Origin of the sequence: Curtobacterium sp. MCBA15_004 (genome assembly GCF_001865055.2) — a bacterium.
Classification (GTDB): Bacteria; Actinomycetota; Actinomycetes; order Actinomycetales; family Microbacteriaceae; genus Curtobacterium.
Map to the genome: position 1 here is coordinate 3,353,962 of NZ_CP126266.1, position 14,676 is coordinate 3,368,637.

The window sequence follows — 14,676 nt, forward strand, 5'->3', positions numbered from 1 at the left end:
GGCTGGGGCCATGTCCGCTTCGCTGTCCGGTGACGACTCCCTGCACCTGCCCGAGTTCGACGCCCCGCCCGCATCGCCGATCAACCTCGCCCGGCAGTGGCTCGACGCCGCGTCCGAGCGCGAGGTGTCCGAGCCGATGTCGATGACCCTCGCGACCGCCGGTGCCGACGGCCGCGTGAGCGCCCGCACCGTGGACGTGAAGCGCCTCGAGGACCGCGGGCTCGTCTTCGGCACCTCGACCCTCAGCCCGAAGGGACGGCAGCTCGCCGAGAACCCGCACGCGGCGCTCCAGGTGTACTGGCGCGAGACCATGCAGCAGCTCCGGTTCGAGGGTCGGGCGGTGCAGCTCTCCGACGAGGAGTCCGACGCCCTGTTCGCCGACCGCTCGCCGAAGTCCCGCGCCGCCACCGCGATCGCCGACCAGTCCGACGTGCTCGAGCCGCGGACGCTGCAGGACCTCATCGACGACGCGAACGTGCTGCTGTCCGACACCGACGACGAGGTGCCCCGCCCGGAGGGGTGGGTCGCGTGGCGGTTGGAGCCCGAGATCGTGGAGTTCTGGCACGGCAGCCGCGACCGGATGCACCGGCGGTTGCAGTACGTCCGCGCGGGCGAGGGCTGGGACGCGGCGCGGCTGCAGCCGTAGCGGGCGCGGGACGCCCGCGCTGCCGGGCGCGCGCCGGTTCGCCGGGCGCGGGGCGCCCGCGCACGCGCACGCGTCGGTTCGTCCGGCGAGACGCCCGCGCACGCGTCGGTTCGTCCGGCGAGGTCCGCACAACGGGAAGCACGTCGCACCACGTGATCGCGTGGTGCGACGTGCTCCCCGTTGTTCGTGGGCACCCGACACCGCGCAGTAGCGTCGGCGGATGGGGAACGACGCCGCACCGACCGTCCGCCGAGCCGAGCCGCGGGACGCCCGCAGCATCGCCGAGGTGCACGTCCGGGCCTGGCGGGAGGCGTACGCGCACCTGCTCCCGGCCGCGTTCCTCGCCGCGCTCGACGTCGACGCCCGCGAGGACCGGTGGCGCGGACTCGTCGCCGACCCCGACCTGACCGTCCTGGTCGCCGAGCGGGACGGCAGGGTCGTCGGGTGGGCCTCGGCCGGAGCGGGACGGGACGACGAGCCCGTGCGGGACCGCGAACTCGAGGGCATCTACGTGCTCGCCGGGCACCACGGTTCCGGCACGGGCCAGGCGCTGCTCGACGCCGCGGTCGGCACCGAGCCCGCGTTCCTCTGGGTCGCGGACCGCAACCCGCGCGCCGAGGCGTTCTACCGCCGCAACGGGTTCGAACGGGACGGGGCCACGAAGCACGTCCCGATCGGTCCCGCCGGGCTCGACGCCGTCCGCATGGTCCGGTAGCCGGCGTGGCCGCGGGAACTGCCCGCTAGAGCTTCTCGATCGGTGCGATCTTGATGAGCAGCTTCTTGCGCCCCGCGGCGTCGAACGCGATCTCGGCGATGCGCTTGGCGCCCTGCCCGGTCACCGCGGAGACCGTGCCCTCGCCGAAGTCCACGTGCGTGATCCGGTCGCCGGCCACGAGCTCCATGTCGCCGTTGTCGCGGACCTGCCCGGACACCCGGTTCGCCCACTCGGTCTTCGGGCGGGTCTTCGCCGCCGCGGCCGCACGGTCGTACGACCCGCCGCCCCAGCCACCACCGCCCCGGTAGCCACCGCCACCCGAGCCGCCCGCTCCGCCGAAGCCCCCGGCACTGCCGCCGTCACGCCGGGCGTTGAGCGCGCGCGGCTGCGTCCCACCGCGGCTGTTCGCCATGCCCGGCGACTGCTTCCACTCGATGAGCCCCTCGGGGATCTCCTGCAGGAACCGGGAGGGCATCGCCACGTTGACGTCGCCGAACTGCGCGCGGGTCATCGCGAGCGACAGGAAGAGCGACTTCTTGGCGCGGGTGATCCCGACGTAGAACAGGCGGCGTTCCTCGGCGGGGCCGCCCGGCTCGTTCGCGGACATCCGGTGCGGGAGCAGGTCTTCCTCGACACCGGTCAGGAAGACCGCGTCGTACTCCAGGCCCTTCGCGGTGTGCAGCGTCATGAGCGACACCGTGCCCGAGGAGTCGTCGAGCTCGTCCGCAGCCGCGACGAGCGAGACCTCGGTGAGGAAGTCGGAGAGCGTGCCCTCGGGGTTGTTCTTCTGGAACTCGCGGGTCACGGCCACGAGCTCGTCGATGTTGTCGGCCCGGGCGGAGTCCTGGGCGTCGGGCGACTTCCGCAGGTTCTCGAGCAGCCCCGAGCCGTCGAGCAGCTGCGTCAGCGTGTCGACGACCGGCTGGGTCGCCGCGCGCGTCGAGACGTCGTCGAGCAGCGCCGCGAAGGACGTGATGGCCGTCCGCACCTTGGGCCCGAAGCCGAGCTCGTCGGCGTGCCGCAGGGCCTCGCGCATCGAGGTCTCGTGCTCGTCGGCGTACCGCTGCAGCGCGGTCTCGGTGACCGCCCCGATGCCGCGCTTCGGCACGTTGAGGATGCGGCGCAGGGCGAGCGGGTCGGCCGGGTTGGCGACCGTGATCAGGTACGCCATGGCGTCCTTGATCTCGGCGCGCTCGTAGAACTTCGTGCCGCCGAGCACCCGGTACGGGATCGCCGCCCGGATGAAGATCTCCTCGAGCGCACGGGTCTGCGAGTTCGTCCGGTAGAACACGGCCATGTCCCGGTAGGACATGCCGTCCTCGTGCAGCCGCTGGATCTCGTCGGCGACGAACTGGGCCTCGTCGTGGCCGGTGTACCCGGTGAAGCCGATGATCTTGTCGCCGGCCCCGACGTCCGTGAACAGGTTCTTCGCCTGCCGGTCGAAGTTGTTCGCGATGACGGCGTTCGCCGCGTCGAGGATGGTCTGCGTCGACCGGTAGTTCTGCTCGAGCAGGATGACCTTCGAGTTCGGGAAGTCCCGCTCGAACTCGACGATGTTGCGGATGTCCGCGCCGCGGAAGGCGTAGATCGACTGGTCGGAGTCACCGACGACCGTCAGGGACGCCGGCGCGATCGACCCGTCGGCCTCGCGCATGCGTTCGACGTGCTGGCCGGCGTCCTCGAGCTTGTCGACCTGCTCCACGGGCACCGGACGGGTGAGTTCGCGGATCAGGGCGTACTGCGCGTGGTTGGTGTCCTGGTACTCGTCGACCAGGACGAACCGGAACCGTCGCTGGTACAGCGCGGCGACCTCGGGGAACGCCCGGAACAGGAACACCGTCTGCCCGATGAGGTCGTCGAAGTCGAAGGCGTTCGCCCGCCGCAGCTCGTTCGTGTAGCGGCGGAACACCTCCGTGAACATGACCTCCTGCGGGTCGTTCGCGTTGATGTTCCTGGCGTAGGTGTCGACGTCCTGCAGCTCGTTCTTGAGCTTCGAGATCTTCGACGAGGCCGCGCCGACCGTCAGCCCGAGCGAGTCGGCCTCGAGCTCCTTGATGATCCGCTTGAGCAACGCGCGCGAGTCGGCGGAGTCGTAGATCGTGAAGGACTGCGGGAACCCGAAGCGCTCGGCCTCGCGCCGGAGGATCCGCACGCACGCGGAGTGGAACGTCGAGATCCACATGCCCTCGGACGCCTGGCCGACCAGGGCGTGCACGCGCTCGCGCATCTCGGCGGCGGCCTTGTTCGTGAACGTGATCGCCAGGATCTGCGACGGCCAGGCCTCGCGGTTCGCCAGCAGCAGGGCGATCCGTCGGGTCAGCACGCTCGTCTTGCCGGAGCCCGCGCCCGCCACGATGAGCAGGGACTCACCGCGGTACTCGACGGCTTCCTTCTGCTGGGGGTTCAGACCCGCGGTGAACGGGTCGTCGTACCCGCCGGCGCGGTTGCCCGCGCCCGGCTCGGGCGACTGGTCGAAGGGGTCGAGCACGATCGTCATGGCCGGGCCAGTCTAGGCGCGGCCCCCGACACCGGCACGCCCGCTCCGACCGCGGCGGCACGGCCCACCTCCGACACGTCGCCGCGGCACCCCGTGGCCGGACCGGGAGGCGCGCCACCGGCCCGACAGGTCGACTCCCCACCGTCGCGGCCGGCCAGGAGGCGCGACCCACCCCCGGCACGTCGGTCACCTCGACGTCGGGACGGGGAAGGCGCGGCTCCCGCCCGCCCCGCTGGCCGCGGTCGGCGGCGTGGTGCCGGCCGGCCCCGTGGGGACGTGCACGGCAGGGGACACCGTGGGACCGTGGACAGCAGGCGACACCGTGGGGCTGGTGGCACGCAGTTGGCTGTGGATGTCCTTCGTCACCACACCGGTCACGATCGTGCTCGCCGGCGCGTGGCTCGCCCTGCTCCAGGACCCGGGCGACTGGACCGCCGTCGTGGTGTGGTTCTTCATCATCGCGATCGGTGTCGGGCTGGTCGGGCTCGGCGGCGCCGTCGTCGCCGCGCCGTTCACCCACGGGCTCGGACGCCTGCTCACGCGACGGCCGCTCCGACGGGGCGTGCACGTCGTCGCGCACGCCCTGCTCGCCGGCACGCTCGCGGCGCTGGGCACGGCCCTGCTCGGCGCGTGGTGGTCCGGCGGCGTGCCGGCACCCGTCTTCCCGCTGCTCGTGTCGGCCCCAGCCGGGGCAGCCGCCGCGATCGCGACGTGGCGCGCGACCGCGCCGGTCCGCGCCGATCCCGATCCCGATCCCGGGCTCGACACCGAGGCGAGCGGGAGTCCGCACCCCGACGGGGTCGCCTGACCCTCGAGCGCCCGACACGACTCCGACGTTACCGGCGCGACGCCGACGTGACCGGCGCGACTCCGACGTGAACGGCGCGACCCCGACGTGCCCGACGGGACGCGGAAGCGGCCGACGCGGCGGCGACGGCACTCGTCGATCGGTCCGGCCCGTGGGCGGCTCGTCAGCCGGCCTGCCCCGCGACGAGCGACCGCGCCCGCACCGCGAGGTCCGGGTGGTCCGCGAAGACGCCGTCGACCCCGGTCCGCACGACCGAGGTGAACCAGCGCTCCCAGTCGCCGTGCGCCGCCACGTCGCCCCCGCGCCGCAGCGGAGCCGGGAGGAACCGGTTCTCCGGTCGGAGCGTCCACGTGTAGACCGCGAGGCCGGCCGCGTGGGCCCGGTCGACGATCGCGCTCCGCACCGGTCGCGGGTCGTCCACGGCGACGGTGTCCGTCCCGGCCATCAGCGTCTTGAGGTCGACGCTGATCCCGTGGAACTCCGACGCGAAGCCCGCCAGGGCCTCGTCGGTGCGCTCGGTCGCCCACGTGGGAGCCGCGGACCCGTGGGACGCGACCTCGTCGGCGGCGCTGCCACGGGCCTCCTGGAGGTACACGAGCCGGCCACCCGTGTCCCGTGAGCCGAGCTGCCGGAGCACGCGCTTCTCGAACGACTCGATCGTGAGCCGCTCGTCGTGCCGCCACCCGGCAGCACCGAGCGCGTCGTCGAGCAGCTCGGCCATCGGGAACCCGGCCTGCTCGAAGAACGTGGCGTGCTTGACCTCGGCGACGAGGCCGACCGGGCGCGGAGCCGCGTCGAGGACGCCGAGCAGGTCATCGAGGCGCAGGACGTGCCCCTCGCCGTCGTGCGCGGCCGAGGCGGGGCGCAGCGCGGGCAGCCGCTCGCGGACCGTGAGGGTGCGCACCTCGCCCCACGTCATGTCCTCGGTGAACCAGCCCGTCACCGTCTGCCCGTCGATCGTCTTCGTCGTCCGCAGGTGGGCGAACTCGGGGCGCTCGGCGACGTCGGTCGTGCCGGAGACCTCGTTCTCGTGGCGCAGCACGAGCACGCCGTCCTTCGTCGGGACGAGGTCCGGTTCGATCGCGTCGGCGCCGAGCTCGACCGCGAGCTCGTACGCGGCGCGGGAGTGCTCGGGGCGGTGTCCGGACGCGCCGCGGTGGGCGATCACCTGGGTCATGCGCCGTACCGTACTGCCGCGTCGTGACCGGGCGGTGACGTGCTGCCGGTCCGCTGCTGCGAGACGTCGCAGACAGTGGGCGACTGCTCGGCCCGCTCGGGGCGTGCACGCAGACCGCGACCGTAGGCTCCAGAGGTGTCGGGACCGTCAGGACCCGCTTCCGCTCGCCGCGAATCCTCAGCCTTCCGCGGTGCAGCGACCCTAGGCTGAGAGGACTCGAATCTCCAAGGAAGAGGACACCATGGCCTTCAAGCCCGGTTTCGACCAGTCCCCCGCCTTCAACGACCAGGGCCGCGGCGCCTGGGGCGCCGGCGCTGGTCAGCAGCAGGCGGGCTGGGGACAGACCCCGAACCAGTACCCGCAGCAGCAGTACCCCCAGCAGGGTCAGTACCCGCAGCAGGGTCAGTACCCGCAGCAGGGTCAGTACCCGCAGCAGGGACTGTCGCCCGAGCAGCTGCAGTACATGTACGACCGCCCGACCGCCGACAAGGTCGACACCGGCCGCATGTCCTACGAGGACACCATCGTCAAGACGCTCCTGGCGTTCGGCGTGCTCCTCGTCGGTGCGGTCGCCGGGTGGAACCTGCCCCCGGTCGTCTGGATTGTCGGCGCCCTGGTCGGCTTCGTGCTCGCGCTCGTCAACACCTTCAAGAAGAAGCCGTCGCCGGCACTCGTGCTGCTATACGCCTTCTTCGAAGGAATATTTGTTGGTGGCATCTCGGCCACTTTCAACGAAGTCTCCGACGGTATCGTCACCCAGGCGATTTTTGGCACTCTTGGGGTCTTCGCTGTCACACTGCTACTCTTCACGTCCGGCAAGGTGCGCGCGACGCCCAAAGCTACCCGTTTCTTCCTCGTCGCGATGGTCGGATACCTGATCTTTTCGATTGTCAGTATCGTCCTGCAAGCCACTGGCGTCACCGCGGGCTCGTTCGGTTTACGGAGTGAGCCGAGCTTCCTGTTCGGCATCCCATGGGGCGTCCTGATCGGCATCTTCGTCGTGGTCATGGCGGCCTACTCGCTGATCCTCGACTTCGACCAGATCAAGACCGGTGTGCAGCGCGGCGCTCCCCGCATCTACGCGTGGACGGCGGCGTTCGGCCTCATCGTCACCCTGGTGTGGCTGTACCTCGAGATCCTGCGCATCCTCGCGATCATCGCGAGCAGCCAGCGCAACTAGTCGACCCCGTTCGACACGGAGGGCCCCGGCACACGCCGGGGCCCTCCGTCGTTCCCAGGGCCCCGTCGTTCCCGGGGCGGACGGCACGCCCGCTCCCCGCGCACGCACGAGGGCCCGGCACGCAGTGCGTGCCGGGCCCTCGGAGCGTCAGGGAGCGACTACTCCCACTCGATCGTCCCCGGCGGCTTCGACGTGACGTCGAGCACGACCCGGTTGACGTCGGGCACCTCGTTCGTGATGCGGTTCGAGATCTTCGCCAGGGTGTCGTACGGCAGGCGCGTCCAGTCGGCCGTCATGGCGTCCTCGGAGGACACCGGACGGAGCACGATCGGGTGGCCGTAGGTGCGGCCGTCGCCCTGCACGCCCACCGAGCGGACGTCGGCGAGCAGCACGACCGGGCACTGCCAGATCTCCTGGTCGAGGCCGGCCGCGGTGAGTTCCTCGCGGGCGATCTTGTCCGCCGCACGGAGCAGCTCGAGGCGGTCCCGCGTGACCTCGCCGACGATGCGGATGCCGAGGCCCGGGCCGGGGAACGGCTGGCGGCCGACGATGACCTCGGGCAGCCCGAGCTCGCGACCGACCGCGCGGACCTCGTCCTTGAAGAGGGTGCGCAGCGGCTCGACGAGCTCGAACGTCATGTCCTCAGGCAGGCCACCCACGTTGTGGTGCGACTTGATGTTCGCCGTGCCCGAGCCACCGCCGGACTCCACGACGTCGGGGTAGAGGGTGCCCTGGACGAGGAACTTGACCTCACCGGAACCCTCGTCGCCGCGCGCCTCGAGGACGAGTGCCTCGGCCGCGGCCTCGAAGGTGCGGATGAACTCGCGCCCGATGATCTTGCGCTTCTGCTCGGGGTCGCTGACCCCGGCGAGGGCGTCGAGGAACTGCTGCTCGGCGTCGACCGTGACCAGGCGGACACCGGTCGAGGCGACGTAGTCCTCCTCCACCTGCTTGCGCTCGTCGGCGCGGAGGAGCCCGTGGTCGACGAAGACGCAGGTGAGCTGGTCGCCGACGGCCTCGTGCACGAGCGCCGCGGCGACGGCGGAGTCGACACCACCGGAGAGCCCGGCGATGACCCGCGCGGAACCGACCTGCTCGCGGATGCGGGCGACCTGCTCCTCGATGACGTTGTTCGCGTTCCAGTCGCCCGGGAGCCCGGCGGCACGGTGCAGGAAGTTCTCGAGCACGGCCTGGCCGAACGCGGAGTGCTTCACCTCGGGGTGCCACTGCACGCCGTAGAGCTTGCGCTCGTCGGACGCGAACGCCGCGACGGGCGTCGACGCGCTCGACGCGAGGACCTCGAAGCCCTCGGGCGCCTTGGCCACGGAGTCGCCGTGCGACATCCACGTGACCTGCGACGCCGGCTGGTCGCCGAGCAGCACGCTGTCGGTCCCCGTGACGGTGACGTCGGTCGCGCCGTACTCGCGCTGACCGGTCTGGGCGACCTCGCCGCCGAGCGACTTCGCCATGGCCTGGAAGCCGTAGCAGATGCCGAGCACCGGGACGCCGAGGTCGAGGATGCCGCCGTCGAGCGCGGGCGCGCCCTCCTCGTAGACGGACGACGGGCCGCCGGACAGCACGATGGCCGCCGGGTCCTTCGCCTTGACCTCGTCCGCGGTGATGGAGTGCGGGACGATCTCGCTGTAGACGTTCGCCTCGCGCACACGACGTGCGATCAGCTGCGCGTACTGGGCGCCGAAGTCGACGACGAGGACTGGACGCTGGTCGGTCTCGCTCACCGAGCGGCCTCCTTCTCGCGCTGCTGGGCAGCGGTCAGCTCGTGGTAGGTGTCCATGGCCTTCTTCTGCATGCGGTGCTCGACCACGAAGGACATGAAGGGGATGATGCCCCCGAGGGCGATGAGCAGGAAGCGGGACGGCCTCCAGCGCATGATGCTCCACAGACGGAAGTCCGTGAAGAGGTAGAGGACGTACAGCCAGCCGTGGGCGATGAGGATCGCGATCGACAGGTTGAACGTGCCGGGTGCCTCGCCCGCGGTGCCGTTCGGGACGAAGAACGGCCCGTTGCCGAGCTGCATCTCGCGCTGCAGCGGCGTGTACTTGATGATCACCTCGACGACCAGGGCGAGCAGCAGCACGCCCGTGATGTACGCCGAGACGCGGTACCACTTGACGGCCCCGGGGATCTTCGGGACGTCGCGGGGGCGGACGGTCAGAGCCATGCCGACGATCCTACCGTCGGACCGTGTCGGCACCCGAGCCGGCGGTGGCCCCGTCGTCCGCGGGACCGCCGGCAGGAGCGACGGACGACGCGGAGCCAGCCGCGGCCTCGAGGCCCTCCTCCTGTTCACGTTCGAAGGCGTCCTTCACGAACCGGTACCAGAGGAAGACGGCGAACCCGGCGAAGACGACCCACTCGACCGCGTAGAACAGGTTGAGCCAGTCGAACTGGACCTCGCGCGTCGGGGCACGGTCGGCGATGGTGCCGAGGCCTGCGGCCTTCGCGGTGGTGCCGTCGGCGACGACGTACCCGATGTACATCCGGTCGTCGAACGCCTTCCAGGTGTTCACGAACCGGGCGGGGGCGACGGCGGAGAACTCGCCCTGCTGGTACTTGTCCTGGTCGGGCGACTCGGCGGGGTAGTACCGCCCCTCGACGGTGACGCGGTCGCCGTGCGCGATCCGCTCCCCGCCGGCGAGGGCCTCGCGACGCTGGTCGGACCACCCGATGACGACGGGCAGGCTCGCACCGCTGCCCGCGTCGACCAGGTGCCCGACCGCCTGGTAGGTGCCGCCGCCGGAGCGTCCGGTGAGCAGGGTCGTGTCCCCGGCGACGAACGTGCCCGTGACGGTCACCAGCTGCCCCGCGAGCTGTTCCGGGGCGCCCCGCTCGGGCTCGGTGACGTCGTCGAGCGCCTTGCGCGTCTCGGTCGTGGCGGGCAGGGGCTTGCCGTTCGCGATGCTCCGCTCCAGCTGCCACTTGCCCAGTCCGGCGAACACCGCCGCGAGCACGAGCGCCAGCAGGAGCAGCGCGATCCACCTCGGTCGTCGGGCTACGGCCCACATCTGTATCAGTACTCCGGATCGCGCTGGCGGACCGGACGCGTTCGGCGTTCGGCGGGGACCTCGACCGGCGACGTCACGGGTTCGACGGTCTCCGGGTCGGCGGTCTCATTGTCGCGCGCTTCCCTGCCCGCCGCCTCCACGAGGGCGAACTCCTCCGCGAACTGCCGGTCGCGCTCGGCACGCCGGGCTGCGGCCGCAGCGTCCTGGTCGGCGACCCCGGCCTCGGCCGCGGCGTCCGCCGCCTGGTCGAGCGCGGGACCGGCCGGGACCGCGCCGGCGCCGCGGCCGAGCCGCGAGCGCAGGCGCGTGCGCAGCCGCGCGACGCGCGCCGGCCGCACCACGAGGCGGCCGATCCGGTCCGAGTTCACCGCGAGCAGCGGCCCGAGGACGGCCATGACGAGGACGTAGAGGCCCGCGAACGCGGTGATCCGCGCCTCCAGGCCGGCGGCGGCCGACAGCGTCGCGAGGATGAGCGCGAACTCGCCGCGGTTCACGAGGATCACCGCGGTGTTGATGCCCTGCTGGACGCTGAACCCGTTCATCCGGGCGACGAGCTGCCCGGCCACGGCGTTGAGCGCGACGGTCATGCCGATCGCGCCCAGGACGGGCCAGAGCACCTCGCCGAAGGTCGACAGGTCGAGGCCGAGCCCGAAGTTCACGAAGAAGAACGCCGCGAAGACGTCGCGCATCGGCAGGGCCAGCTGCTCGATGCGGTCCCGGTAGCGGGTCGCGCCGCAGAGCAGGCCGATCACGAACGCCCCGATCGCGTCGGTGACGCCGAGCAGGTCGCCGATGCCGCCGAACATCACCGCGAGGCCGAAGAACAGCACCGTGAACAGTTCGTCGTCGCGGGTCGCGAAGATCTTCGACACCCACTTGCCGGCGAACCGGGCGAGGGTGAACATCACGACGAGGAACCCGAACGCCAGGCCGAGCTTGCCGACCACGCCCCAGACGTTCGTGTCGCCGGACAGCACGACCGAGACGATCGCCAGGTAGATGGCGATGAAGACGTCCTCGATCACGGTGACGCCGAGGATCATCGGGGTCTCGTCGTTCGCCAGGCGCCGCAGCTCGATGAGCAGCTTCGTGACGATCGCACTCGACGACGTCGCCGTCATGCCCGCGATGATCAGGGCTTCACGGGTGCCCCAGCCGAGCGAGAACCCGAAGGCGAACCCGATGCCCATGTTGATCGCGACGTACGTGCCGCCGGACACCAGGAGCTTGCCGGCGTTGCCGTAGAACTCCTCCTGGTCGAACTCCAACCCGAGGTTGAACAGCAGCAGGATCAGACCGAAGGTCGCGATGAGCTCGATCGTGTGCGACTCGACGTTGAGCCCGATCCACGGGGTGTGCGGGCTCGCGATGAGCCCGACCACCATGTAGATCGGGATGGCGGGCAGACCGATGGTCTTGCCCAGTCGCCCGAGCACGTAGGCGATGACGAAGAGCACACCGATGGTGAGCAGTTCGCCGCCGAGGTGCACGGGTCAGCTCCCGGGCGGCGCCTCGGCGGCGGCCGCCGCCAGCTGTCCGCTGCGGTAGAAGGAGAACGCCTTGGCGACCTTCTCGGGAGCGCCCGCGACGACGATGGTGTCACCGGGGAACACGACGAAGTCGGGCGAGGGCGCGGGGTTCGCGCTGTCGCCGCGGACGACCGCGACGACGGTGAGGCCGATGAAGCCCGAGTCGTGCAGGTCACCGAGGGGCTTGCCCGCGATGGCGTCGTCGTAGTCGACGCTGAACCAGTCGATCGACAGTCCGGGGATCTCGTCGAGCTTGTCGAGGCCCTCGGTGATGCGGGTGCCGCCGAGGAGCTCGGCGAGCGTGTGCGCCTCGTCCTCGCTCAGGCGGAGCGAGACCTTCTCGGACTTGTCCGCGCCGTCGGAGACGTCGGCGAACGAGATGAGGTCGGAGTGCCCCGACCGGTGCGTGATGACACCGCACTTGCCACCGTCGTCGGTGTAGAAGCTGTGCAGCACGCCGACTCCGGGGAGTTTGACGCGATGGACGTCGACCATGATGGCTCCCTTGGTGAGTACCCCGATGATAACCACCGGCTCGTTCCGGGCATTCCGGCCGTAGGGTCTCCGCATGGGGTGGACACGTGTGACGGCCGTCGGTGGGATGGTGCTCGTGATCGGGTACGCGGCACTGCTCGCGGTGCACGCACTGGTCCTCGATCCGCTCGCGGCCGTACCGGGGACGTCGCTCCGGGCGATCTACGCCGGCGTCGACGCGATCGGGCTCAGCACGACCCAGGACATCGCGGGGGTCCTGGTGAGCGCGGGCACCGGTGTCGCCCTCGCGGTGGGGACGGCGGTGCTCGGCGTGCGACAGCGCATGCCGCTCCCCGTCATCGCGGTCTGCCACCTCGCGCTGCTCGCGGCCGGGGCTGCGGCGGTGTTCCAGTCCGGCTTCTTCCTCGGTATGGACGTCGCCGACGCCTTCGGCGTCTCCGGCGGCGTGCACGCCTGGTCCGGGACGGCACTCTTCACCGTGAGCGCGGTCGCGCTCGTCGGCATCCCGGTGGTGTTCGCCGCGACGATGGTGCGGACCGCCCGCCGGTCGCGCACCGCGGGCTGACGACGGACGGGAGGCGCGTGGCGGGCCCGCCACGCGCCTCCCGTCCGTCACCGGGCCGGCACCGCTACTCCGGCTCGGACGTCTTCTCGCCGATGACCTGCTCGTCCGAGGCCTTCGCGCCCTCGGCACCGCTCGACCGGCCGCCGCCGACGACCACGTCGTCCTCGTCGAACCCGAACGCGATGTCCGGTGCCTCGAGCCGCACGCGGTCCGCGGACTCGTCGTCGGGCTGCAGCTGCGACTCCCGCTCGGCGGCGACCCGCTTGAGGTAGTTCGCGACCTCGTGCTCGGTCGTCTCCTGGTCCCAGCCGAGAACGTCCGCCATGAGCTTCGCCGCGACCGGGGCCGCCGACTCGCCGCGGTCCCAGGCCTCGATCGAGATGCGGGTGCGGCGGGCGAGGACGTCCTCCAGGTGCAGGGCGCCCTCGTGCGAGGCCGCGTACACGACCTCCGCGCCGATGTAGTCGTCGGCCTGCGGCAGCGGCTCACCGAGCGACGGGTCCGCGTCGACGAGCGCGAGCACCTCGGTCGCGAGCGTGCCGTACCGGTTCAGCAGGTGCTCGATCCGCACCTTGTGCAGCCCCGCCGCGCGGGCCGTGCGGCCGCGGCGGTTCCACGCGGCCGGGTACCCCTCGGCACCGAGCAGCGGGATGTCCTCGGTCGTCGACTCCGGGATCCTGCCGTCCATCGCGGCGACGGCCTCGTCGATCGCGTCCTTGCCCATCACGCGGTAGGTCGTCCACTTGCCGCCGGCGACGACCACCAGCCCGGGGACGGTGTGCGCGACGACGTGCTCGCGGCTGAGCTGCGAGGTCTGGTCCGACTCCCCCGCGAGCAGTGGACGGAGGCCGGCGTACACGCCCTCGACGTCCTCGCGGGTGAGCGGGACCGCGAGCACCTTGTTCACGTGCTCGAGGATGTAGTCGATGTCCGCCGCGGTCGCCGCCGGGTGCGCCTTGTCGAGCTCCCAGTCGGTGTCGGTGGTCCCGACGAGCCAGTGCCGGCCCCACGGGATGACGAAGAGCACGCTCTTCTCCGTGCGGAGGATCATCCCGGTGTTCGACTGGAACCGGTCGCGCGGGACGACGAGGTGCACGCCCTTGGACGCCCGCACCTTGAACTGGCCGCGCGTGCCGATCATCGCCTGGGTGTCGTCCGTCCAGACGCCCGTCGCGTTGACGACCTGCTTCGCCCGGATGTCGAACTCCTCGCCGGTCTGGATGTCGTGCGCGTGGGCTCCGACGACGCGCTCGCCGACCTTGATGAAGCCCTCGATGCGGACCCGGCTGGCCGCGAGCGCACCGTACGACGCGGCGGTGCGGACGAGCGACGAGACGTAGCGGGCGTCGTCGACCTGCGCGTCGTAGTAGGTCATGCCGCCGACGAAGGCGTCCTTCTTCAGGCCCGGCATGTTCTTGAGGACCTGCTTGCGGCTGAGGTGCCGGTGGTGCGGGACGCCCGGCGGGCGGCCACCGGACCAGCTGAAGACGTCGTACATCGCCATGCCGATGCCGATGTAGAACCGCTCCCAGACCGGGTGCGTGAGCGGGTAGAGGAAGCGGACCGGCTTCACGAGGTGCGGCGCGATGCGCTGGAGCAGCAGGCCGCGTTCGATGAGGGCCTCGCGCACGAGCGAGAAGTTGAGCTGCTCGAGGTAGCGGATGCCGCCGTGCACGAGCTTCGACGACCGGCTCGACGTGCCCGAGCCCCAGTCGCGCGCCTCGACGATGCCGACGCTCAGGCCGCGGGTGACGGCGTCGAGCGCGCTGCCGCCGCCGACGATGCCACCGCCGACCACGAGGACGTCGAGTTCCTTGGTCTTCAGCGCCTCGATCGCCGCGGCGCGCTCCTCGGGGCCGAGCTTGGCCGTCGGGTCGAAGCCGACGCCCTTCGACCGGCCGGTCGCGCTGCCGTCGCGGCCGGTCGCAGCCTTGTCGGTCGTGCTGCCGTCGCGGCCGGTCGCGGCCGTGCCGCTCGCGCTGCCGTCGCGGCCGGTCGCGGCCGTGTCGGTCGTGCTGGTGGGTGCCTTCGCCATCGT

At 71.5% G+C, this 14,676-nt stretch carries 13 protein-coding genes; 5 read left to right on the plus strand and 8 right to left on the minus strand.

The window, feature by feature from the left end:
* The first annotated feature begins 10 nt into the window (after positions 1-10).
* Both QOL16_RS15845 and QOL16_RS15850 read left to right on the plus strand, forming a co-directional pair.
* On the plus strand, positions 11-646 hold the full coding sequence (locus QOL16_RS15845) for a pyridoxal 5'-phosphate synthase (protein WP_071284254.1): 636 nt from the start codon (positions 11-13) through the stop codon (positions 644-646).
* A gap of 220 nt (positions 647-866) precedes the next feature.
* A complete protein-coding gene (locus tag QOL16_RS15850) occupies positions 867-1,361 on the plus strand; it encodes a GNAT family N-acetyltransferase (protein WP_071284257.1) in 495 nt (164 codons plus the stop codon).
* 25 nt (positions 1,362-1,386) lie between these two features.
* On the opposite strand, the gene QOL16_RS15855 is transcribed toward QOL16_RS15850, so the two are convergent.
* A complete protein-coding gene (locus QOL16_RS15855; protein WP_071246115.1) occupies positions 1,387-3,858 on the minus strand; it encodes an ATP-dependent helicase in 2,472 nt (823 codons plus the stop codon).
* Between the two features lie 331 nt (positions 3,859-4,189).
* Between QOL16_RS15855 and QOL16_RS15860 the strand changes: the two genes are divergently transcribed.
* Positions 4,190-4,666, plus strand: coding sequence for a hypothetical protein (locus QOL16_RS15860; protein WP_071246113.1), 477 nt, complete (start codon positions 4,190-4,192; stop codon positions 4,664-4,666).
* 163 nt (positions 4,667-4,829) lie between these two features.
* On the opposite strand, the gene QOL16_RS15865 is transcribed toward QOL16_RS15860, so the two are convergent.
* Positions 4,830-5,843, minus strand: coding sequence for a glycerophosphodiester phosphodiesterase family protein (locus tag QOL16_RS15865; RefSeq protein ID WP_071246111.1), 1,014 nt, complete (start codon positions 5,841-5,843; stop codon positions 4,830-4,832).
* 241 nt (positions 5,844-6,084) lie between these two features.
* Here QOL16_RS15865 and QOL16_RS15870 point away from each other — a divergent pair, with 241 nt between their 5' ends.
* Complete coding sequence (locus QOL16_RS15870; protein ID WP_071284263.1) at positions 6,085-7,023, plus strand: Bax inhibitor-1/YccA family protein; 939 nt, start codon at positions 6,085-6,087, stop codon at positions 7,021-7,023.
* 158 nt (positions 7,024-7,181) lie between these two features.
* Here QOL16_RS15870 and guaA read toward each other — a convergent pair whose 3' ends face one another.
* From guaA to QOL16_RS15895, 5 genes are read right to left on the minus strand one after another with little or no spacing between them, the layout of a single operon-like run.
* The gene (gene guaA, locus QOL16_RS15875; RefSeq protein ID WP_071284277.1) at positions 7,182-8,762 is read right to left on the minus strand and encodes a glutamine-hydrolyzing GMP synthase; all 1,581 of its coding nucleotides are present in this window, start codon (positions 8,760-8,762) and stop codon (positions 7,182-7,184) included.
* Positions 8,759-9,205 carry a DUF3817 domain-containing protein gene (locus QOL16_RS15880; protein ID WP_065964398.1) on the minus strand — a complete coding sequence of 149 codons (447 nt, stop codon included), beginning with the start codon at positions 9,203-9,205 and terminating at the stop codon, positions 8,759-8,761. The genes guaA and QOL16_RS15880 overlap by 4 nt, the downstream gene beginning before the upstream one ends.
* A gap of 10 nt (positions 9,206-9,215) precedes the next feature.
* Entirely contained in the window at positions 9,216-10,049 is an 834-nt protein-coding gene (locus tag QOL16_RS15885; protein ID WP_071246105.1) for an SURF1 family protein, read from the minus strand.
* Between the two features lie 5 nt (positions 10,050-10,054).
* Positions 10,055-11,539: a cation:proton antiporter gene (locus tag QOL16_RS15890; RefSeq protein WP_071246103.1), complete on the minus strand. Its 1,485-nt coding sequence runs from the start codon at positions 11,537-11,539 to the stop codon at positions 10,055-10,057.
* A 3-nt stretch (positions 11,540-11,542) separates the two neighbouring features.
* Positions 11,543-12,073 (minus strand): cation:proton antiporter regulatory subunit, encoded by a 531-nt coding sequence (locus tag QOL16_RS15895; protein ID WP_071246101.1) that lies wholly within the window; start codon positions 12,071-12,073, stop codon positions 11,543-11,545.
* Between the two features lie 73 nt (positions 12,074-12,146).
* Between QOL16_RS15895 and QOL16_RS15900 the strand changes: the two genes are divergently transcribed.
* Positions 12,147-12,638, plus strand: coding sequence for a hypothetical protein (locus tag QOL16_RS15900; RefSeq protein WP_175473079.1), 492 nt, complete (start codon positions 12,147-12,149; stop codon positions 12,636-12,638).
* A 64-nt stretch (positions 12,639-12,702) separates the two neighbouring features.
* Here QOL16_RS15900 and QOL16_RS15905 read toward each other — a convergent pair whose 3' ends face one another.
* Entirely contained in the window at positions 12,703-14,673 is a 1,971-nt protein-coding gene (locus tag QOL16_RS15905) for a glycerol-3-phosphate dehydrogenase/oxidase (RefSeq protein WP_254780236.1), read from the minus strand.
* Between the last annotated feature and the right edge of the window lie 3 nt (positions 14,674-14,676).